The following is a 19613-nucleotide window of genomic DNA, read 5'->3' as shown; positions in this document are numbered from 1 at the left end:
GCCGGATGCGACGGCGACGTATTGCGGGCACTCCGGTCGAGGTGACGGAGCTGGGCTTCGGCGGCGCCGCGATCGGCAACCTCTACCACGCGGTGGACGACGACGATGCCGTTGCGGCAGTCGATGCGGCGTGGGATCGCGGCATCCGCTACTTCGACACCGCTCCCTACTACGGGCTGGGGATGTCCGAGCGTCGTCTGGGCCGCGCTCTGCGGGGTCGGCCCCGGGACGAGTTCGTGGTCTCGTCGAAGGTGGGCCGCCTCCTGGTGCCCAACGCCCGGCCGTCCGGCCAGGGCGTGGACGTCTTCGACGTTCCCGACGCCGTACGTCCGGAACGCGACTACAGCCGCGACGGGGTGCTGCGGTCGATCGACGCGACTCTGGAGCGCACCGGGCTCGACCGACTCGACGTCGTGTTCGTGCACGACCCGGACGACCACTGGCCGCAGGCCGCCGACGAGGCCATGCCGGCCCTGGCGGAGCTACGGGACCAGGGTGTCGTCGGGGCCATCGGCGCGGGGATGAACCAGTCGGCGATGCTCGCGCGCTTCCTGCGGGAGACGGCGGCGGACGTCGTCATGCTGGCGGGCCGGTACACGCTGCTGGAGCAGGACGCCCTCGACGACGTCCTGCCTGCCGCCGTCGAGCACGGCAAGAGTGTCATCGCGGTGGGGGTCTTCAACTCGGGGCTGCTGGCCCGTGAGCGGCCCGGCCCGGACGCGAGGTACAACTACGCGGAGGCCCCGCCGGAGGTGGTGGCACGGGCCACCCGGATCGCCGAGGTGTGCGAGCGGCACGGCACCACACTTCCCGCGGCGGCCATCGCCTTCCCGTTCGGGCATCCGGCGGTTGTCAACGTGACGCTTGGCGTACGCACCGCCGACGAGGTCGCGCGCAACGTCGACCTGCGCGCCAGCGATGCCCCGGCCGGGCTGTGGGAACAGCTCCGCGCCGACGGGTTGCTGCGCGCAGACGCCCCCGTACCGTCGCCCTGAACACCGGTACCGTTTCAGGGGCCGGCGGACCCGGAACCCGTCGTACACATGTTCTATCCACAGGCTGTGGACGGCGGAGGGCGTGATGAGTTACCAGCTCAGCGCGGTGGTAGCGGACGCGGACCTGCTCCGCGAGCAGAGCGCCGAGCTGGATCACGCGGTCCTCGGCGAGCTGCGCCAGGATTTCGCGCTGCTGCCTGTCACCCCGCAACTGGTGGCCGAGCTGACAGGTTCACTGCCGGACTACGCGGTGGACGACCGCAGCGCCGAGCAGCCGTTCGGCTTGGTGTTGTCGCCGCCATTTGTCGAGGTGCTGGCCGACTGGTCGCGGTCGGGGCCTGTGGCGTACGTGGAGGCGGAGTTCGGCGGCGGCGCCGGCCACCAGTCGGCGGCGGTGTGGCTGGGCGGGGCGCTGTCCTGGGGTCCAGGGTTCGACGACGTGTTCGACGCGCCGCGCGAGCAGTGGCCGATCAACTCGGCGCTGACCCGACTCGGCGTGGAGCGGGGTGCGTGGCTCGACCCGTTCGCCGAGTTGGGGTTGCACCTGGAGCGGAACACCGCCGGCTGGCTGGCGCACGGGCGCCGTCGACTGAGCGCCGACTACTGGGACGAGCTGGTCGAACAGTGGGAAAACCAGTAATCCGTCGCCGGGCAGCAACCTGAACGCTCCCGTCCCGTTGGGGACTGGGGGATTCCATGAAATTGCGACAATTCGCGTTTATTGCTGCGCTGATGACTGCTGCCTCGATCGCCGGCAGCGGCGTACCGTCGACCGGGCCCGGCCCGGACGGCCGGCCCGCCGGCAGCGTCGAGACCATCGACCTGAACGGTCTGAGCAACATCGAGTTCGGTGACACCGAGGACGAGCTGACCCGTCGCGGCATCCTGCGTGCCGGCCTGGACACGTGCGGGCCGATGCTCACCGGGCACGACACCGTCAGCCCGGTCTTCATCGAGGACCGACTGGTCCTGCTCTGGGTCGGCGCCCCGATGCGCACACCGGAGGGCATTGCGGCGGGCTCACCCGTCGACCAGGTCTGGGCCCGCTACCGGTCGGTCACCCGTCTGCGCGCTCCACAGGGGACACAACGACTCGACGGGCTGCTGGCGCGCAGCGGCGACCGCGCGTACCTGTTCCTGCACGACGGGCGCACGGTCCGAAAAACCATCGCGGGGTACGCCGACTGGGCGCGCCGCCTCTTCGACGAGGGCGTCGGCCCCTGCTGATCGACCCGTCCCCGGTCGACCCGACAAGCTGATTGTCCGCGATCCGCCGTGGAATCATCCCCACTCGCGCAGATCGCGCACCAAACACGGGGGAAACATCGTGCGTAGGACCGAGCCCGATCCATTGTGGAAACACGTAGGGAGGTGGGCCGCCATGGCGACCCTCAGCCTCACCGGGGCGGGCCTGCTGGCCGGCCCGCCAGCGCCGCCCCGACGGCCGAGCCGTCGCCGCGACCGACACTGACAGCCCTCCGACGACGGTGGCACATTCGAGTTACGCGGGTTCTGCCCCAACCGGCGACGTAGCTCAGCGTTATCCGCCGCCAGCCTCGCGTTCTCTGCGATCAACGCGTCAACCCGCGCGTCCCGCTCCAGGACCACCATCTCCAAGACCGCAAGCTGCTCAAGCAGTCCCACGATGGACGGCACGTCAGACACCGGCCCATCCTCACCATCGACAAGACCAAGACCAAGACCAAGACCAAGACCAAGATCAAGATCAAGATCAAGCCGCCACGCCACCCTGCAACCTGATCAGCGTGTTGGGATTACGTTAAGCAACGACAGCAATGTGTCAGCTACGTGAAAGAGGAGTTAGATACCTTCGCTTCATCAGTCAATCGATCGGCGACGGGGGGCGAGACGTGACATAAACTTTCGTTCTCGCAGTGCGGAAACTTTGACAGATAATAGCCCTTGGACGGGCAGACTTGGAGATCCACGTGCGACTTAGAGTCATTGCTGGCGCCACCGTACTGTTGGCAGCATCCCTTGTTGGAGTGACATCGGGGCCCGCGACAGCGGCGCCCGAGAGAACAAGCCCAAAGGTTGCCGAGGCGCCGATGGAGGCCGTCTCGGTTATCAAGGTAGCCAAGTCCGGCGGAAAGCACGTCCTCACCCTAACCAACGGTAAGGAAGCCCGGCTGTCGGCCCAAGCCTACGCTCAGTGGAGCAAGACCGAGTACGGCGCGCAGGCCTTGGCCCGCATCGCGAGCGGAGATGTGTCTACTAACGGCTGGGCCACGGGTGATTGTGGCATGCAGGGCGTCTGGGGCGACGGCGTAGGATCGCGGATCCTCAAGGTCCAACTGGCCTTCAACCTGATTCACGATATCCTATATTCGGAGACCTGGGTCGATGTTTATGACGACGGAGGCCGCAGTCAACGCTATTACTCAACCGGCTTAGCTGACGGCGCCTGGGGCACCACGGAGTACTTGGGTGCCATGACACCGGGTCCTTCAACTGTTGAGGTAAACGGGGAAAGCTACGCCGTACTTGTCACCGGAACGATTTGCTACTCATTGGGTGCGTACGGCCACGGTTGGATTTACTAAGAATTACTGAGCCTTAGCACAAGAAGCCCGTCCGGCGAATCCGCCGATTCACCGGACGGGCTTCTTGTGCTAAGGACCTCGTGCGCGGTTGCGAATCCTTGGGCATCGATGATCGTTGTTGACGTCATAGTTGGCGCTGCTTTCAGGCGACTACGCAAAGCCCCTGCGCTACTGGTGGTGCCCGGCCGGTCCCCGGCATCGATCTCGGCCTTCTTCACCCAGCCGCGCAACGCCTCCGGATGGATTCCGAGTTGATCGGCGATCCGCCGGATCGCGCCCACCGCGCTGGCCGGGTCCCGGCGGGCCTCGACCGCCAACCGGGTCGCACGCTCACGCAGCTCATCGGGGTACTTCTTCGGTGCCGGCATAGCTAAATCTTCTCCCAGGTTTCGATGTCTCCATCAAAACCGGTGCGAGACAAACCGAAGAACGCCGCCTGCACCGACATACAACAGCAGTTCAACCAAGCCCACAACGCCGCCCGAGCGATCGGCGAACGCGGAAACTCGCTACTCAAGATCACGTTCAAAGCGTTGCGTAACGTCAGCCTCTGCCCCTGGAGCATCGGCCGGATCACCGCAGCAGCCCTCGTGACCCTGCATATCGAGACGGCCACACCACCTGACGAACACCGTCACCGAAGGTCAACGGCCGTTACTCGGAAAGGCTCAGTGATGCCCGGCGTGCCGGTCGGTAGCTTTCGGCAGGGTGATGAACGCCCAGTCGTAGTAACGGAATCCTTTCGCCCCGGCCCCCGGCGGACATGCGCTGCCACGCCTGTTTCGGCAGGCTGGCGGCGATCTGGTCGGCCCGCTGGACGCCAAGGCCGGTCGGGACGCGGTGTGAGCAGGAGACCGCCAGGACATAGCCGAGCCGGTAGCCACGCAGCGCGGCGGCGAGGTTCAGGTCACCGCCGTAGGCCTCGTCGCCGGCGACCCACCGACACGGCAGACCACCGGCCACCGCGGTCTCGATCAGCCGCCGGGCCAGCTGCGGCTTGGTGGCGAAACAGGCCGAGTCCGGCACTCCGGCCTCAGCACGCCGTTGCGGGTCCTCAGCCCAGGACTTCGGCAGGTAGAGGGCGACGTCGAGCAGGGTATGCCCGGCCGGCGTGGCATAGGACAGGTGCACCGCGAGCTGACAATTCTCGATCTTCCCGGCGGTACCGGAGTACTGCCGCTGCGCCCCGACGGTGTGAGTGCCCTCTACTTCAAATCGCCGGTCTCATCGACCAGCAACACCCCGTCCGGATGCCCGAGCCGAGCAGCGACGAAGTCACGCACATCAGCACGCACCCCGGCGTCGTCCCAGCTTCCCCGGCCGATCAGATCCTGCATCCCGCCGGGGCCGTCGTCACCAGCGTGTTCGGCAATCGTCCAGCAATTCATGACCGGCAACAGCGCCAGCAAACCCGCGACGAAGTCCCGCACCCGGCGCCGTGGCTCGGGCCGGCCGAAGCGTGCCTCGATGGTGTCCATCAACTGTTCGAACAGCTCAGCCCATCGCTGGGCGTCTATACTTTAGGCGGCGGCCATCGCCGAATCTTGGGTCCACACAACCTTCGAGACTCAGCGATGGCTGCTTGCCGTCCACGGACAAAACCACACCGCCACCCCAACCCCCGAACGGATCTCCTGCTGGAATACTAACCAGCGGCCGTCACAATTCCGCTGCCGCGCCGAACCGGATCAGAATTCGCTGCTGTAGCTAGCAGGGATGCCGGCCAAACTAGATTGCGATCCCATTGGAGAGCGGATATTTGTGTTCCTGAGCCACATCACCGGCCCTTTTCAATAGGGTCGAGATTGATGCATGTCGACACCGTGCCATACATCGAGCCGAGTGGCTTTGGCGTCTACGGCGGCGATGTACGCGGTCAGACCCCACCCTGGGACAATACCCACCGCTGGTTGAATCCGCCGTGGCATGGGTACACCTGCACCTGAAGGCCGGCCCCCCAGTCCGCCGCGTCGAGACACTTGTACGGATAGGCGAGGCTACGAGCCTGGAAAACGTTTCCCGGGAGGAACGTAAGCTCCCACCGCTGATTAGCGCTTAGGCGGCACGGGTAGCGCTGCACGCGCGTACCCTGTCCGTAATTCTCGATGTCAAGGCACTCGTTTGACGAGAGATACTGAGAGGGCTTGATCTCCCACGAGTTGAGATTGGGGTCCTTGACGAACTGGAACCTCTGATTGGCCGTACCCTGACACTGGTATTGCTGAAAGAACCTTCCAAAGCCATAGTCTTCGAGATCCAGGCATTTATTGCTTGCCTGATTCGAGACATAAGGGAAGTATTCCGCAGGGAAGTATTCCGCAGCTTTGGCCGAGCTTGCAGGCATCAGCGCCAGCAGAGTAATCGCGGCCAACGCAACCGCTAACAACTTCCGGCGCCACGTCATCGGTCCGAGGATTCCCCCGACGTGAATACGGAGAGGTGTACTGCTCACAGGGCTTCCTTCCGGGTGATCATGGATCGAACGCCGACTCAGAGCAAGACGGCTAGGGGACCGTAGCTTCGACCGCTTTCATGGGACTTACGCGCGACTGTCGCGGGCCCAGGTCGATCAGCCCGTCAGAGCCTCTGCCTGCGCCCCTCATGCTTGCCACGGAAGCCGGCCTCGGGGTTCGCGCGTCCGACGAGTACCTGTTCGCGGTGATCGCATCGCCGGCCGACCACTTCTTCGACGTAGGCACGGCGGCCATCGAGGTGTGGTGCGAGGGCCGGCACGCCGGGTCGGCGCGAGGCGGATCGACCAGTGGCAAGGAAGAACTCTCGGGTCCGCGAATTCTGAAGCTTCCGCGACCACGAACCCGAGTACGGGTGGGCTATGATGAGAGTGCTGGCCGCGGACACCAATCAGAGAAACGAGTCGCCGAGGATTGCGACCTCGGCGATCATTGAGCCTTTTTCATCCTGCGTAGGGCGGGTTCTCGACGTGGTGTAGCACGAGGATGGCCTGGATGATCGAGGTCGCGCGGCGTGGGCAGCAGCGCAGCTTGGTCAGGATCTTCCAGGTTTTGAGCAGCCTATGAGGACGACTGTCAAGTGGTGTCTTGGCGGCGGTTGGGCGTGATTGCTCGGCTCGGCGGCGGTGTGCTGTCGAGCTGGGGATTTGTTGGTTTGGGTGGGTGCGCGTGGCGGGGTGCCGATGCCCCGGTTCTCCGGCTCTACCTAGCATCCAAGCGGGCTTGGTGGCCCAACAGCCTTCATTCGAGCTTGTGGAGGGGGCGGGGCGGCTCACGCTCAGAAGCGGGTTTGTCCCAAGGGCAGGGGCTTTGCGTAGTCGCCTGAAAGTGCTTCTGAACTGGGCGTATGCGGTGGCGTCGACCTGATTGGAGGGTGACGTTAGACGGGTGCGGCCCATCGGTGATCATGGAGTTGCTGAGACAACATGACACCGACAAGGACCACACCCGCGCATGTCATCATCGCTGATCGACGTGATCCGTCAGTATGCCCCTGCCCCATCCGGCACGACGCCCACCGGCCGGGAGGCGTATGGCCTGGTGGAGGCCCTGGCGCGGGTTCCCGATCTGCGTGACCCGCGAGGGATCCGGTACCCCCTGGCGAGCGTGCTCGCGGTCGCGGTGTGCGCGGTCATGGCCGGGGCGAGCACGTTCGCCGCGATCGGCGACTGGGTCGATGATCTCGATGCGTCGGCATGGGGCCGGCTCGGGTTCACCGGTCGGGTACCGGTGTTGACCACGGTGTGGCGGCTGCTGGTCCGCGTCGACGCCGAGACGTTGACGGCGGTGCTGGCCGACTGGCTGTGCTCCCGGCTGTCGGCGCCGCCGCCGACCAGGCAGGTCATCGCCGTTGACGGCAAGGTGGTGCGGGGTGCGGTCCTGCCCGAAGGCGGGTTCATCTGCTGTCGGCCTACGACACGTCGACCGGTGTGGTCCTGGCGCAGGTCCAGGTCGCGGCGAAGTCGAACGAGATTCCCGCGTTCGCTCCGCTGCTGGAGCAGGTCAAGGTGCGGTTGGGCGGCCTGGCTGGTGTGGTGATCGTCGCGGACGCGCTCCACGCGCAGGTCGCCCACGCCCGAGCCGTCGCCGCTGCCGGCGGGCACCTGTATGTGTCGGTCAAGGCCAACCAGCCGACCTTGTTCGCCCAGATCAAGCATCTGCCCTGGGCGCAGGTGCCGGTCGGGGACCAGCACCGCGACACCGGACACGGCCGTCGTGAGACCCGGACCGTCAAGGCGTTGACCGTCCAGACTCCCGGTGGCATCGGCTTCCCCCACGCCCAACAGGCCGTCCGGATCACCCGCACCCGCACAGTCGCCGGCAAGAGCAGTCGGACTCCGGCATGGCGCGGCGCTACCAGCACCTTACGGGACAGGTTCGACGGGACGTGGCCAAGCGGGTCGGCGGACTGCTTTGGCAACCGGCGAAGAGCGCCGACGAGGACCCGGGCGACGGTGCGGCAGGGGTGCTCAGCAAGGCGTCATGAGGCAACTGAGACCAAAACTGAGACCACGATAGGAAAACGCCCGGCGACTCACGGAGAATCGCCGGGCGTTTCGCCTGTTCGCGAGCGGTGGCGGAGGGATTTGAACCCTCGGAGGGCGTTAACCCTCACACGCTTTCGAGGCGTGCTCCTTAGGCCACTCGGACACGCCACCGCCGATGAGGGTACAGGACCGCCGGTTCGGACGCCGAACCGGTATCGCCCGGGCCGGCCTGGCAGGATCTTTGCCATGAGTACGCACATCGGCGCGAAGCCGGGCGAGATCGCCGAGCGGGTCCTGATGCCGGGTGACCCCCTGCGGGCCAAGTGGATCGCGGAGACCTACCTCGAGGGCGCCACCTGCTACTCGACGGTTCGGGGCATGCTGGGTTTCACCGGCCGCTGGAACGGCGTCGAGGTTTCCGTCCAGGGCTCCGGCATGGGCATGCCGTCCGCCTCCATCTACGCCCACGAACTGATCAACGAGTACGGCGTGAAGACGCTGATCCGCGTCGGCTCCTGCGGTGCGCTGAGCACCGACCTGCAACTGCGGGACGTGGTGGCCGCGATCGGGTCGTCGACCGACTCCAACATGAACCGGATGCGCTTCGACGGGCTGATCGACTACGCCCCGGTGGCCGACTTCGGGCTGCTGCGTACGTCGGTCGAGGTGGCCGAGCGGCGCGGCATCACCATGCACGTCGGGCCGATCCTGGCGGCGGACGCCTTCTACACGGACCGGCCGGACCTGTACGACACGCTCGCCGACTACGGCGTGCTGGCGGTGGAGATGGAGTCGGCGGCGCTCTACACGATCGCGGCCCGGTTCAAGGCCCGGGCGTTGACCGTGCTGACCGTCAGCGACCACATCAAGACCGGCGAGAAGACCACGTCCGAGGAGCGGGAGCAGACCTTCAGCCAGATGGTCGAGATCGCCCTCGACACGATCGTGGCCTGACCGGTTGGGCGAGAGAGCGGTATGACTCAGAGGCATATTTATACCTGTGTGTCATACCGCTCTCCGGTACAAGGCCCGCCGGGAGCAGCCGCCCAGCTCAGGGCAGCAGCACCCGCCCAGCTCAGCGGAAGAACGCGCGCAGTACGGCGGCGTTCTCGGCTTCCAGCACCCCGCCGTAGACCTCGGGGCGGTGGTTGAGCCGGCGGTCGCGCAGGACGTCCCACAGTGAGCCGGCCGCGCCGGTCTTGGGCTCCCACGCGCCGAAGACGACTGTGGAGACCCGGGCAAGCACGAGGGCGCCCGCGCACATGGTGCACGGCTCCAGGGTGACCACCAGGGTGCACCCGTCCAGTCGCCACCTGCCGGTGCGCTCGGCTCCCCGGCGCAGGGCCAGCACCTCGGCGTGCGCGGTGGGGTCGCCGGTCAGTTCGCGTTCGTTGCGCCCGACGGCCAACTCCTCGCCGTCCGGCCCGTAGAGCACCGCCCCGACCGGAATGTCGTCGACCGCCGCGGCCCCGTCCGCGCCGGTGTCGGGGCTGGTGACGGCGATCTCCAGGGCCCGGCGCATCCACAGCTCGTGCCGTTGCCGTCGTCCGACCTCACCGAGGTCGGCGAGGCCCTCGTGGGCGCCCGGCCCGGCGCGACCCACAGCACCGGGGGTCGGCTGCCCCGGCCGGATCGACTCCAGCGAGGGATCGGTGGCGTCGGCCGGCTCAGACCTCACGCAGCTCCTCGACCTCGTCGACGCAGCCCAGCACCTCGCAGATCTCGGCGGTGACGTCCGCCGGGAGCATCCCCTCGTGCGTGCAGAGGGTCAGCAGCTTCTGCGCGGAGATACCTAGGTTGGCCAGCAGGTCGGCGTCGCCCACCGGGTCGGCCTCCGGGTCGACGACCGGTTGTTCGGTCTCGTCGTCACCGCCGGCAGCCGGGCGGGGCTCCTCGTCGCCGTCGAGGCCGGTGACCGAGGTCTTCAGGTCGCCGACAAGCAGCGAACCCAGCCGGGACTCCTCGGCGAACGCCGAGTCCGACCCGAACACCCGCAGGTCCTCACCCTCGTCGAGGCGCAGGATCACCAGGTACGCGTCGTCGGCCTCGACGAAGAGCAGCGAGACGTCGGCCTCCTGGTCGACGTCACGCAGCCGGTCGGCGACCTCGTCTATGTCGGTGGCGCCGCGCAGGCTGACCTCGGCGGCGGTCCAGCCACTGTCGTCGCGCACCACGGCCGCAGCGAAGTACGACACGGTCCCCCCAATAGCCCCTCGGCACAGCGCCGAATCGTTACGCGTGCACGTTAGCCGGTCGGGTCGGCAGGCGACCGGTCAACGCCCCGACGGGCCGGTCATTCCTGACAAAGTCGGATCAGCCGGCTACCCGACGGCGGGTGGCGATGAGCTGGCGCAGACGCTCGGTGCGCTGTCGCTGCGGCCGACTGCGCTGGCGTACCGCCCGGGCACCCGCCAACTCGGCGAGCAACTGCAGGCGGCGGCGGCTGCGATCCGGGTCCTGCCGCGGGGTGGTCCAGGCCATAGTGCCGAGCGTGCCGAGTCTCGACGGCCACGTCAAGACGGCGTTCGCTACGCAGCCAACCGGGCACTGCGCGCAGTCAACAGCACGGTCACCACAGCGGCCAGTCGCCGCTGGTGGCCCATCGGACCGCCACCACGGCGGCGGCGATGCTCCAACCACCGGCTGTCACGATGGCCACCCCGGTGGCCACTCCCCGGTCGCCGTGACGGACCAGCACCAGGGCGGTTACCCAGGCCAGCAGGCCGGCGAAGACCGTCCACCACGCGTAGCTCGGCACGTCGGTGCCGAGCAGGCCGAACAGGAGCAGCCAACCGGCCGCCGCGCCGCCGCCGGCGGCGACACCACCGCCGGTGACCGGGTGCGGTTCGCGGTAGGTGGGTCGGGCCGGCGGGCCGGCCGGGAAGAGCCCCGACGGGGCACGGGGCACCGGGCGGACGGCACCGGGATCCGGGACGGGGTCGGGTCGGGCGATGGTCACCGTCGCTGCCCTCCGTTACGCGCGCCGTTCGTGCCCACGGTACCGGCTCTGCCAGGATGACCGGATGCCCTCGCCGACGTTCGGTCGCCGCGCGCGTTCCGCGTACCCCGTCCTGCTGTTGCTCGCCCCGGTGCTCGCCGCCGGCTGCGCGACCACCCGGCCGGGGGTGCCGCCGGAGGGCGCCGCGCCGACGCCGCCGGCGATCTGGTCGACGGGCGAGCAGCCGGCCGCGCCGTCTGCCACGCCGACGGCGAGCGTCCCGACGCGCCCCGCGCCGCCGTCCGGCGGGCCGTCGGCGGGCGCACCCCGCGCCGGGCTGCGGCATGTCTTCCCGGTACGCGCCGACAACGTGGACTACCACCCGACGCACGGCGCGTACCCGGCCACCGACCTCTTCGCCGACTGCGGTGAGCCGTTCGTCGCGGTGACCGACGGGACGGTGCTGGAGGTGAGTCGCGTCGACAGGTACTCCAAGCGGGGGCCGCAGGGCCCGGAGAACGGCGGCCTGTCCGTCTCCCTGCTCGGCGACGACGGGGTGCGCTACTACGGTTCGCACCTGAGCGTGGTGTCCGCAGGTGTCGACGCCGGGGTACGGGTCCGCGCCGGGCAGCAGCTCGGCAAGGTGGGCCGCACCGGCAACGCGAACAACGTATGCCACGTGCACTTCGGCATCTCGCCGCCGTGTACCGGCAAGGACGGCTGGTGGATCCGGCGCGGCGTGCTCTGGCCGGCGCGTTACCTGGACTCGTGGCGGCGCGGCGGCAATCGCGAACCGGCCGCTGAGGTCACCGCGTGGCAGCGCACACACGGCTGCCCGAAGGCTCCCTGACCGGTGCCGCATCGACTAGGTTCGGTGAAATGAACGCCCGGGACCCTATCGCCGACCTACGCCGGATCGCGTTCCTGCTGGAGCGGGCCAACCAGGCCACGTACCGGGTCCGGGCGTTCCGCTCGGCGGCGAAGGCACTGGCCGGCCTGCCGGCGGCCGAGGTGGCCGAACGGGCCGGCAACGGGACACTCACCGAGCTGACAGGTGTCGGCGACGTGACGGCCCGGTGTGTGGCGGAGTCCCTCGCCGGTGAGGAACCTGTCTACCTGCGCCGACTTGTCGCGACCGAGGGCAGCAACCTCGACGCCGAGGCCACGGCGCTGCGTACCGCGCTGCGCGGCGACTGCCACACCCACTCGGACTGGTCCGACGGCGGCTCGCCCATCGAGGAGATGGCGTTGGCCGCGGTGGAACTGGGCCACGAATACCTGGTGTTGACCGACCACTCGCCCCGACTGACAGTGGCGCGGGGGTTGACGGCCGCCCGGCTGCGCAAACAGCTCGACCACGTGGAGCAGGTAAACGCGGCGCTGCCGGAGGGCTTCCGCATCCTCACCGGGATCGAGGTGGACATCCTCGCCGACGGTTCGCTCGACCAGGACGAGGAGTTGCTGGCCCGGCTGGACGTGGTGGTCGGTTCGGTGCACAGCGGCCTGAAGGACGAGCGGGCGAAGATGACCCGGCGGATGCTGACCGCCGTCGCCAACCCGCACCTGGACATCCTCGGACACTGCACCGGCCGGATGGTGTCGTCCCGCCCGGCGGGGGTGACCGGTCCCGGCGACCGGGCGCACCGTCCCCGGACCCGCGCGGAGAGCGACTTCGACGCGGACGCCGTCTTCGCCGCCTGCGCCGAGCACGACACCGCCGTCGAGATCAACTCGCGGCCGGAGCGGCAGGACCCGCCGAAGCGGCTGATCCGCCGCGCCCTGGAGGCCGGCTGCCGGTTCGCCATCAACACGGACGCGCACGCGCCCGGCCAGCTCGACTGGCAGCGGTTCGGCTGCGAGCGGGCCGCTCTCTGCGGCGTCCCCGCCGACCGGGTGGTCAACACCTGGTCGGCGGAGCAGCTGGTCGAGTGGACGAGCACCCGGGCCTGAGCCGACTCAGCGGTGGGCGGGCTCGGCCGCGGGCGCGAGCACGCCGGCACCGACCACCGGCCGGGGCCTGCGGCGGCCGACCACACCCTGCGCGACCGCGACACCCAGCAGCACGATGAGCGCGCCGACCGGCTGGTGCCAGTTGAGCCGCTCGTCGAGCACCACGGCACCGATCAGCACCGCGAAGATCGGAATCAGGTACGTGACAGTGGAGGCGGTGCTCGCACCGGCCACTCGGATGTTGCGCATGTTGATGACGAAGGCGAGCCCGGTGCCGAGCGCCCCGAGCGTCAGGACGCTGGCCACCACCTTCGCCGACAGCTCGGTGGGCAGCGGCGGCGCGCCCGCGACGAACGGGGTGACGATGGCCAGCTGCCCGGCGGCGAGCAGCAGTTGCGCGGTCGAGAGCGACAGGCCCGAGTGGGCGCTGCCGGCGACGAACCGCTTCTGGTACGGGATGGCGACGCCGTAGCAGGCCGCCGCGCCGAAGCACATCAACTGCCCGACGAAGTGTGCTCCGCCGACGCCCTCCCAGACACCGAGCACCACGAGCACACCGAGGAACCCCAGCCCGAGGCCGATCGCGCTGCGCGCGGTCAACCGTTCGGTGCGGAACACGAGCACCGCCAGCGGAAGCACGATCAGCGGGGTGGTCGCGTTCCAGATGCCAGCCAGCATCGACTCGACCCGCTGCTCGCCGTACCCGAAGAGGGTGAACGGCACTGCCACGCCGAACGCGGCCACGACTGTCAGGTGGGCCCACACCCGGGGCTCGCGGGGCAGCCGGTCGCGCAGCATCGCGAGGACGACGAGCAGGGTCAGGGCACCGGTGCCGACCCGGTAGAGCGTGAGCTGGACCGGGTGCAGCTCGGCCACGCCGATCTTGATGAAGAGGAAGCTGGAACCCCAGATCGCGGCGAGGGCGAGGAAGCCAGGCAGCCAGGCGCGGACCGGCGCTTTGTCAGGAGTGGTATCGGTGGTCACCCCTGACACTCTGCCGCAACCGTACGACAAAGTCGCGCGCCTTTCGGACGTCGCACCTGTCGGGCGGGTGAGCCGATCACGGCAAGCGGCGACGACACCGAGGGGCCGAACTCACGTAGGGTCGGCGTGTGGGACAAATCGATAAACTCGCGAACCGCTACGTGGCCGAGTGGGCGCCGTTGAGCCCCACCGACGCGACCTTTGTCGGCATCGCCGGCCATGACGACGAACTCGACGACCTGTCGCCCGAGGGTTACCGGGCGCGCGCAGACCTGACCCGGCGGACCCTCGCCGAGCTGGAGGTCACCGAACCGGACACCGAGACGGAACGGATCGCCAAGGAGGCGATGCAGGAACGGCTCGGCCTGGAACTGGCCAGGTACGACGCCGGCGAAACCACAAGCGAGGTCAGCGTCATCACCAGCGGACTGCACGCGATCCGCATGGTGTTCGACCTGATGCCGACTGCCACGGAGGAGGCGCAGGCAAACATCGCCTCCCGGCTCAACGGACTCGCCGGCGCGCTGGAGGGCTACAAGACCACCCTGCGCGAGGCGCTCGCCGCCGGCCACATCAGCTCGAAGGTGCAGCTGGTCGAGGTCGCCAAGCAGTGCGACATCTGGACCGACCCGACGGGTGACAACTTCTTCCACGGGCTTGTCGAACGACTGGACGCCGACGGCACGCTCGGATCGGAGCTGCGCCGGGGCGCGGCGGCGGCGACCGCGGCGACCGCCGAGTTCGGTCAGTTCCTGCGTACCGAGCTGGCCCCGCACGGCCGGGACAAGCAGGCCGCCGGTCGGGAACGGTACGAACTCGCCTCGCAGTACTTCCTCGGCGCGAAGGTCGACCTGGACGAGACGTACGCCTGGGGTTTCGCGGAGCTGGCCCGCCTCGAGGCGGAGATGCGGGTCGTCGCCGGGCGGATCGCCGGCTCGGGTGCCACAGTCGACGAGGCGGTCGCCGCGTTGGACGCCGACCCGGCGCGGACCATCCACGGCAAGGAGGCGTTCCGCGACTGGATGCAGGCCCTCGCCGACAAGGCGCTCGACGAGCTGAACGACACCCACTTCGACATTCCGGAGGTGGTCCGCCGCATCGAGTGCTGCCTCGCCCCGACCAGCGACGGCGCCATCTACTACACGGGGCCGAGCGAGAACTTCGCCCGCCCCGGCCGGATGTGGTGGGCGGTGCCGCAGGGCATCACCGAGTTCTCCACCTGGCGGGAGGTGACCACCGTCTACCACGAGGGCGTGCCGGGTCACCACCTTCAGGTGGCACAGACCGCCGTACGGGCCGACGTGCTCAACCGCTGGCAGCGGCTGCTCTGCTGGGTGTCCGGGCACGGTGAGGGCTGGGCGCTCTACGCGGAGCGGTTGATGGACGAGCTGGGCTACCTGGAGGACCCGGGCGACAAGCTGGGCATGCTCGACGGGCAGGCGATGCGCGCCGCCCGTGTGATCGTCGACATCGGCATGCACCTGGAGTTGGAGATCCCGAAGGACAATCCCTTCGGTTTCCATCCGGGTGAGCGGTGGACGCCGGAGCTGGGTTGGGAGTTCATGCGGGCGCACTGCCGGGTGCCGGACGAGAACCTGCGCTTCGAGCTGAACCGCTACCTGGGCTGGCCGGGGCAGGCCCCGTCGTACAAGGTCGGCGAGCGGATCTGGCTCCAGGCCCGCGAGGACGCCAAGGCCCGCAAGGGCGCCGACTTCGACCTGCGGGAGTTCCACAGGCAGGCGTTGGACCTGGGCGCCCTGGGTCTCGACCCTCTGCGGCGGGCGCTGGCCCGGATCTGAGGTGACGAAGGCCCCGGGTGCCGGCGGGACGACCGCCCGACACCCGGGGCTTCGGCACCGCGCTGATCAGGCCAGACCCAGCGCCAAATTCGGCTCGGCGGTCAGTGTGTTGCTTGTGACGTACGCCAGGTCGATGACCGGGTCGGTGAACGTGACAGAGATGGGCAATGTGACCGGGATGCCGTCCGGCAACGGCAGATCAGGCGTCAAGGTGATCTTGATGCCGAGCAGCTTGCCGACGAACCGGGTGGAGTAGAAGGCCACGTCACCACTGACGGTCAGCGTCCGTGTCGCGTACCGCTGGTTGCGCCCCGAAGGTCCGTCGGCGACCAGCAGGAAGTCCTTGGTCTCCGCCTCCCGCATGCTGAACTTCAGCACCTTGAGGTCGCCCTTCTCGGTGCGCAGGTCGGTGATCCCGTCGAACCGCAGACCTGTCATCTTGACCGAGGAGCCGGTGAGCTTGGACGGCCTCTGCGCCACCTTCGGCAGACTCGGGTCGGCGGCGATACGCGGCAGCATTCTGCCCGGCTCCACAGTGCCCGGCTTGTCGGGCGTTCCCGGCTTACCCGGCTTGGCGGGGGGCGATGGTGGGCAGGTGCCGGGCTCGGGGCGGGTCGTCGGCGTCCCGCTCGGCTGGACGGTAGGGCTCGGCGACGGCGACGCGCTCTCCGCACGGTTACCGCCGGTGAACAGGTCACCGATCCCGTCCAGGATGTCGCCGATCAGGTTGCCCCGGCGCTCGGGACTCGGCGTCGGCGTCGGGGTCGCCGTGGTGCGGCTGGGCGACGGGGTGGCGGTCCGGGACGGGGCGGGGCAGGCGGCGGTGGGGCGGTTCGGCGCGGCCTGCACGGCTCTGGGCTGGGCGGCCAGACCGACGACGGCCAGGCCGAGCACCACCAGGACGACGCCGAGGGTACGCGGATCGACAGACCGTCCCGGCCACTCGGGCGGCGGGCCGTCGTCGGCCAGCCCTCGCTCCGGAACGGGCTGCTTCCGGACGACCTGCTCGGGAGCGACCTGCTCGGGAGCGACCTGCTCGGGAGCGACCTGCTCGGGAGCGACCTGCTCGGGAGCGACCTGCTCGGGGGCGACCTGGTCGGGAGCGACCTGGTCGGGAGCGACCTGGTCGGGGACAGGCTGCTCGGGGGAGTCGTGTTCATCGTCCGCGTGTTCGGCGTCCCCCTCGGCGACGGGCAGCTCGGCTGTCGGCTCGTCTGCCTGGCCCGGCGCCGACGGAGCCGGGGTGACCGGCGTCCAGGCGAAGGCGAGCGCGCTGCCGACGATGCCGAGCAGCAGGCCGACGAAGAAGCCGCCGAGGTTGAGCCCGATCAGCGAGTAGACAGCGGTGAACGCCGCGACGATCGAGTAGAACGGTCGCTGCGCCGGGCTGAGCCAGAGCAGCAGGCCACAGGCCACCAGGATGACAGGGATCAGCAGGGAGAGCAGGCCGGTGGCGCCGCTGTGGAAGCTCAGCCCGTTGACCGTCATCCGGGTGGAGGCGAACATCTCCACCCCGGCCAGGGCGGTGAGAAGGCCACCCCAGAACGGGCGGCTCCGCCGCCAGCGGCGGAAGCTCTGCCACACCTGTGCCGGACCGCCGGGCCGGGCGTGGGCCGGGTTGGTGGTTGTCACGTACTCCTCCTGGCGGAGCGGGGACAGGGACACGGGCTGGCCCGCGGTGGTCGACCACCGCGGGCCTCACCTCAGAAGCACTCCTTGCCCTCGGCGGCGTCGCCCACGTTGACCTTCAGCCGCAGCCCGACCAGGTTGAAGGTGGCCGCCGTGGTGTAGCGGGACACCTGCTCGAGGTTGGTGATGGTGACGTGTTCGGAGTTCTGGCCGAACGATCCCGCCTGCGCCGTCGGGTTGAGGTCGGTGGCGTCCCGGCCGATCTTGATGTTGGTGAATGTCGCGTTGCCGTTCAGCGAGTCCATCGCGATGAGCAGGTCCTTGGCCCGGGCGGGCTCCTTGCCGTCACCGGCGTTGATGGTGAGCACCACCGGCAGGCCGGGCAGGTCCGCGCGGACCGACTGGCAGAGCTTGTACAGCTCGGCGCTGCTGATCTCGGAGAGGGCAACGGGGTGGACCTTGCCGTCCTTGCCCTTCTCCCGGACGATGCCGCCGTACTGCTTGAAGCCCTCGCCCTCCAGCCGCTCGGCGCCGATCTTGAAGGTCTGTCCGGAGACCGTGATGTCGGACGCGATGGCGCCGGTCGACATGCCGAACAGGATGGCACCGGCGGCCGCCGTGGCGGGCACCATCATGGCGGCGAACCGCCGCCAGCGGGTAGTGCCTTGATTGCCCAACCGCTTCTGCACGGGTTCCTCCTTGTTGGACGCGGGCGGGGTGGCCGGGCCCGACTGGCGGCCCCGCACCGGCCCGTCATCTGTTACCGGCGGGTAACGACCGAGGTTGATGGTGCACCCGGTGCGGCGCAGGTCACAACCCCCCAAATACCCGCCGGTAACACTTGCGTCACCGACCGATGCCATGACCTCACGAAGTGTTGATCCACTGGTGACGAAAATCAGACCGGGAGTGGACAAGAGCGACACAACTTCCCGCGTGCGCCACGAAGAGTGAGGAAGAATCGACCGATTACAATCGGGTAACAAATGTAAAGTGCCCAGGTCGTCGCGGCACTAAAGGGGTGGACCGCAGCGCGGTCCACCCCTCAGGTCGTACAGCCGGTCGTACGCGCGTCAGCGCTGCTCCACCTCGCCGGGAGCCGGGCGCTGCGTCGGCACGGTCGGATCGTCGGACTTCCAGTTCGTCGACGCCGGCGGGATCTCGTCGGTCAGCGGACCACCCACAGGCTGAGGCCTGGGCTGCTCGACGGTGTCCGTGTCACGTACCGGCTCCTGGTCCACCCGGGTTGGAGTGGAGTCGGCGGCGGGTGCGACAGGAGCCGGCTCGGCGCGGTGCCGGGCGGTGGCGGCGCCACCGTCGCTCCGCCGCGTCACCAGCCACACGCCGGCGATGAGGGCGAGCAGACCGAGGACACCTGCGGCGATCGGACCCCAGAGACTGATCAGGCCGATCTTGAAACGGTTGTCCTTGGCCGTGTCGGCGCTGCGGGTCACCGTCTCGTCGGTGTAGTTGAAGTCCGCGTCCAGCAGCACGGTCGGGGTGCCGGTGTTCGGACGCAGCTCCTTGTGCTGCTGCTCCCGGACGTTGATGTAGGAGCCGGTAACCGGGTCGACCCAGACCGTCCGGGTGTTGCTGTAGACGATCTGACCGCTTGTCGCGCCGGGGGCGAACTTGCCGACAAGCGTCTGGATGCTGGCCTCCGGAGTCGCCAGCACCTCGTTCTCGATCCGCTGCTCGAAGCGGTACGTCTCGATACCCTTGATCTTCTCGGTGCCGGTGAACTTCGCCGGGAGCGCCCGCTTCAGGTCACGGTCGAACACCTGGTAGTCCCGCTTGCCGGTGCCGAACGGGAACTTGTAGAGCTGCCCGGAGTAGTTCACGTTGCCGACCGGGGTCTCGTTCGCCCCGCTCTCGTTGAGCCACTGGTCCTTCCACGGGGCGGCCGCGCCCGAGATCCGGTAGAGAGCGAACTCGGTGCTGTACTGGCTGACCACCTCCTCGGTGTCGACACGCTTGACGGTCTGGAAGACGTCCCAGATCACCGCGTCGCCCTTGAGTTCCTTCGGGAGCCGGTTCTTCGTGTCGTCGGGTTGCGGAATGACCTCGACACTGGAGCGCAGGTTGCCCTGCGGGACCTCGATGCTCACCGAGCTTCCGCTAGCGGTGATCTTCAAAAACTTCGCGTCCTTCGCCTCGGCGATGGACGTCGTTGGTTCGAGGTCATAGGGGAGCTTGGACACGGCGGGCGCGACGTAGAACGGCAGCCCAGCCGCGAAGACCAGCAACAAGACGCCGAGCCCAAAGAGCGCGGCGCCCACGCGTAGCTTCACTCAT

20 protein-coding genes, 1 tRNA gene and 4 pseudogenes are annotated in these 19613 nt (G+C 68.6%); 11 read left to right on the top strand and 14 right to left on the bottom strand.

Annotated elements, in window-relative coordinates; genetic code table 11:
• Positions 1–5 precede the first annotated feature (5 nt).
• The 4 genes from ACFY1S_RS08770 (at position 6) to ACFY1S_RS08755 (ending at position 3559) form a co-directional block, all read left to right on the top strand.
• Positions 6–995: an aldo/keto reductase gene (locus ACFY1S_RS08770; RefSeq protein WP_387114483.1), complete on the top strand. Its 990-nt coding sequence runs from the start codon at positions 6–8 to the stop codon at positions 993–995.
• 85 nt (positions 996–1080) lie between these two features.
• Positions 1081–1635 carry a hypothetical protein gene (locus tag ACFY1S_RS08765; protein WP_387114480.1) on the top strand — a complete coding sequence of 185 codons (555 nt, stop codon included), beginning with the start codon at positions 1081–1083 and terminating at the stop codon, positions 1633–1635.
• Between the two features lie 92 nt (positions 1636–1727).
• Complete coding sequence (locus ACFY1S_RS08760) at positions 1728–2222, top strand: hypothetical protein (RefSeq protein WP_387114476.1); 495 nt, start codon at positions 1728–1730, stop codon at positions 2220–2222.
• A gap of 842 nt (positions 2223–3064) precedes the next feature.
• Entirely contained in the window at positions 3065–3559 is a 495-nt protein-coding gene (locus ACFY1S_RS08755) for a hypothetical protein (RefSeq protein WP_387114473.1), read from the top strand.
• On the opposite strand, the gene ACFY1S_RS08750 is transcribed toward ACFY1S_RS08755, so the two are convergent.
• The gene (locus tag ACFY1S_RS08750) at positions 3556–3927 is read right to left on the bottom strand and encodes a transposase (RefSeq protein ID WP_387114470.1); all 372 of its coding nucleotides are present in this window, start codon (positions 3925–3927) and stop codon (positions 3556–3558) included. The two genes, ACFY1S_RS08755 and ACFY1S_RS08750, sit on opposite strands and share 4 nt — an antisense overlap.
• Before the next feature lie 99 nt (positions 3928–4026).
• Between ACFY1S_RS08750 and ACFY1S_RS08745 the strand changes: the two are divergent.
• Positions 4027–4167: pseudogene (locus ACFY1S_RS08745) on the top strand (IS5/IS1182 family transposase); the annotation flags it as partial.
• A 46-nt stretch (positions 4168–4213) separates the two neighbouring features.
• Here ACFY1S_RS08745 and ACFY1S_RS08740 read toward each other — a convergent pair.
• From ACFY1S_RS08740 to ACFY1S_RS08725, 4 genes and pseudogenes are all read right to left on the bottom strand, one after another.
• Positions 4214–4711 (bottom strand): transposase, encoded by a 498-nt coding sequence (locus ACFY1S_RS08740; RefSeq protein ID WP_387115962.1) that lies wholly within the window; start codon positions 4709–4711, stop codon positions 4214–4216.
• Between the two features lie 53 nt (positions 4712–4764).
• Positions 4765–5037: a transposase gene (locus ACFY1S_RS08735; protein ID WP_387114467.1), complete on the bottom strand. Its 273-nt coding sequence runs from the start codon at positions 5035–5037 to the stop codon at positions 4765–4767.
• Positions 5038–5435: 398 nt separating this feature from the next.
• Positions 5436–6011, bottom strand: a complete 576-nt coding sequence (locus tag ACFY1S_RS08730; protein ID WP_387114464.1) for an RICIN domain-containing protein — start codon at positions 6009–6011, stop codon at positions 5436–5438.
• Positions 6012–6473: 462 nt separating this feature from the next.
• Positions 6474–6593: pseudogene (locus tag ACFY1S_RS08725) on the bottom strand (IS5/IS1182 family transposase); the annotation flags it as partial.
• A gap of 391 nt (positions 6594–6984) precedes the next feature.
• Here ACFY1S_RS08725 and ACFY1S_RS08720 point away from each other — a divergent pair.
• Positions 6985–7569: a transposase family protein gene (locus tag ACFY1S_RS08720; protein WP_387114461.1), complete on the top strand. Its 585-nt coding sequence runs from the start codon at positions 6985–6987 to the stop codon at positions 7567–7569.
• Positions 7461–7808 (top strand): annotated as a pseudogene (locus ACFY1S_RS08715) (transposase); the annotation flags it as partial. The gene ACFY1S_RS08720 and the pseudogene ACFY1S_RS08715, both read left to right, overlap by 109 nt.
• A 294-nt stretch (positions 7809–8102) precedes the next feature.
• Here the strand turns inward: ACFY1S_RS08715 and ACFY1S_RS08710 are convergent.
• Positions 8103–8189: transfer RNA gene (locus ACFY1S_RS08710), tRNA-Ser, on the bottom strand.
• 75 nt (positions 8190–8264) lie between these two features.
• On the opposite strand from ACFY1S_RS08710, the gene deoD reads away from it, so the two are divergent.
• On the top strand, positions 8265–8972 hold the full coding sequence (deoD, locus tag ACFY1S_RS08705) for a purine-nucleoside phosphorylase (protein ID WP_109819285.1): 708 nt from the start codon (positions 8265–8267) through the stop codon (positions 8970–8972).
• Positions 8973–9093: 121 nt separating this feature from the next.
• On the opposite strand, the gene ACFY1S_RS08700 is transcribed toward deoD, so the two are convergent.
• From ACFY1S_RS08700 to ACFY1S_RS08685, 4 genes are all read right to left on the bottom strand, one after another.
• A complete protein-coding gene (locus tag ACFY1S_RS08700; RefSeq protein WP_387115959.1) occupies positions 9094–9540 on the bottom strand; it encodes a nucleoside deaminase in 447 nt (148 codons plus the stop codon).
• 145 nt (positions 9541–9685) lie between these two features.
• Positions 9686–10213, bottom strand: a complete 528-nt coding sequence (locus ACFY1S_RS08695; RefSeq protein WP_139587623.1) for a tRNA adenosine deaminase-associated protein — start codon at positions 10211–10213, stop codon at positions 9686–9688.
• 118 nt (positions 10214–10331) lie between these two features.
• Entirely contained in the window at positions 10332–10499 is a 168-nt protein-coding gene (locus ACFY1S_RS08690) for a hypothetical protein (RefSeq protein WP_167454701.1), read from the bottom strand.
• Between the two features lie 88 nt (positions 10500–10587).
• On the bottom strand, positions 10588–10977 hold the full coding sequence (locus ACFY1S_RS08685) for a hypothetical protein (RefSeq protein ID WP_387114456.1): 390 nt from the start codon (positions 10975–10977) through the stop codon (positions 10588–10590).
• Here ACFY1S_RS08685 and ACFY1S_RS08680 point away from each other — a divergent pair.
• A complete protein-coding gene (locus ACFY1S_RS08680) occupies positions 10970–11806 on the top strand; it encodes a M23 family metallopeptidase (RefSeq protein ID WP_387114453.1) in 837 nt (278 codons plus the stop codon). The genes ACFY1S_RS08685 and ACFY1S_RS08680 overlap by 8 nt on opposite strands.
• A 29-nt stretch (positions 11807–11835) precedes the next feature.
• Positions 11836–12906: a PHP domain-containing protein gene (locus ACFY1S_RS08675; RefSeq protein ID WP_387114451.1), complete on the top strand. Its 1071-nt coding sequence runs from the start codon at positions 11836–11838 to the stop codon at positions 12904–12906.
• Here ACFY1S_RS08675 and ACFY1S_RS08670 read toward each other — a convergent pair.
• Positions 12789–13890 (bottom strand): annotated as a pseudogene (locus ACFY1S_RS08670) (DMT family transporter); the annotation flags it as partial. The gene ACFY1S_RS08675 and the pseudogene ACFY1S_RS08670 sit on opposite strands and share 118 nt — an antisense overlap.
• Positions 13891–14018: 128 nt before the next feature.
• Between ACFY1S_RS08670 and ACFY1S_RS08665 the strand changes: the two are divergent.
• Positions 14019–15689: a DUF885 domain-containing protein gene (locus ACFY1S_RS08665; RefSeq protein WP_387114448.1), complete on the top strand. Its 1671-nt coding sequence runs from the start codon at positions 14019–14021 to the stop codon at positions 15687–15689.
• A gap of 66 nt (positions 15690–15755) precedes the next feature.
• On the opposite strand, the gene ACFY1S_RS08660 is transcribed toward ACFY1S_RS08665, so the two are convergent.
• The 3 genes from ACFY1S_RS08660 to ACFY1S_RS08650 all read right to left on the bottom strand — a co-directional run bounded on the left by ACFY1S_RS08660 (position 15756) and on the right by ACFY1S_RS08650 (position 19609).
• On the bottom strand, positions 15756–17321 hold the full coding sequence (locus ACFY1S_RS08660) for a DUF6114 domain-containing protein (protein ID WP_387114445.1): 1566 nt from the start codon (positions 17319–17321) through the stop codon (positions 15756–15758).
• A 71-nt stretch (positions 17322–17392) separates the two neighbouring features.
• Positions 17393–18007 (bottom strand): DUF6230 family protein, encoded by a 615-nt coding sequence (locus tag ACFY1S_RS08655; protein WP_387114442.1) that lies wholly within the window; start codon positions 18005–18007, stop codon positions 17393–17395.
• A 384-nt stretch (positions 18008–18391) separates the two neighbouring features.
• Positions 18392–19609: a DUF3068 domain-containing protein gene (locus tag ACFY1S_RS08650; protein ID WP_387114439.1), complete on the bottom strand. Its 1218-nt coding sequence runs from the start codon at positions 19607–19609 to the stop codon at positions 18392–18394.
• Positions 19610–19613 lie beyond the last annotated feature (4 nt).

Source organism: Micromonospora sp. NPDC000663 (assembly GCF_042898105.1).
GTDB lineage: Bacteria > Actinomycetota > Actinomycetes > Mycobacteriales > Micromonosporaceae > Micromonospora.
Note: the sequence above shows the minus strand (reverse complement) of the source record. Positions and strands in the feature narration are given on the sequence as shown.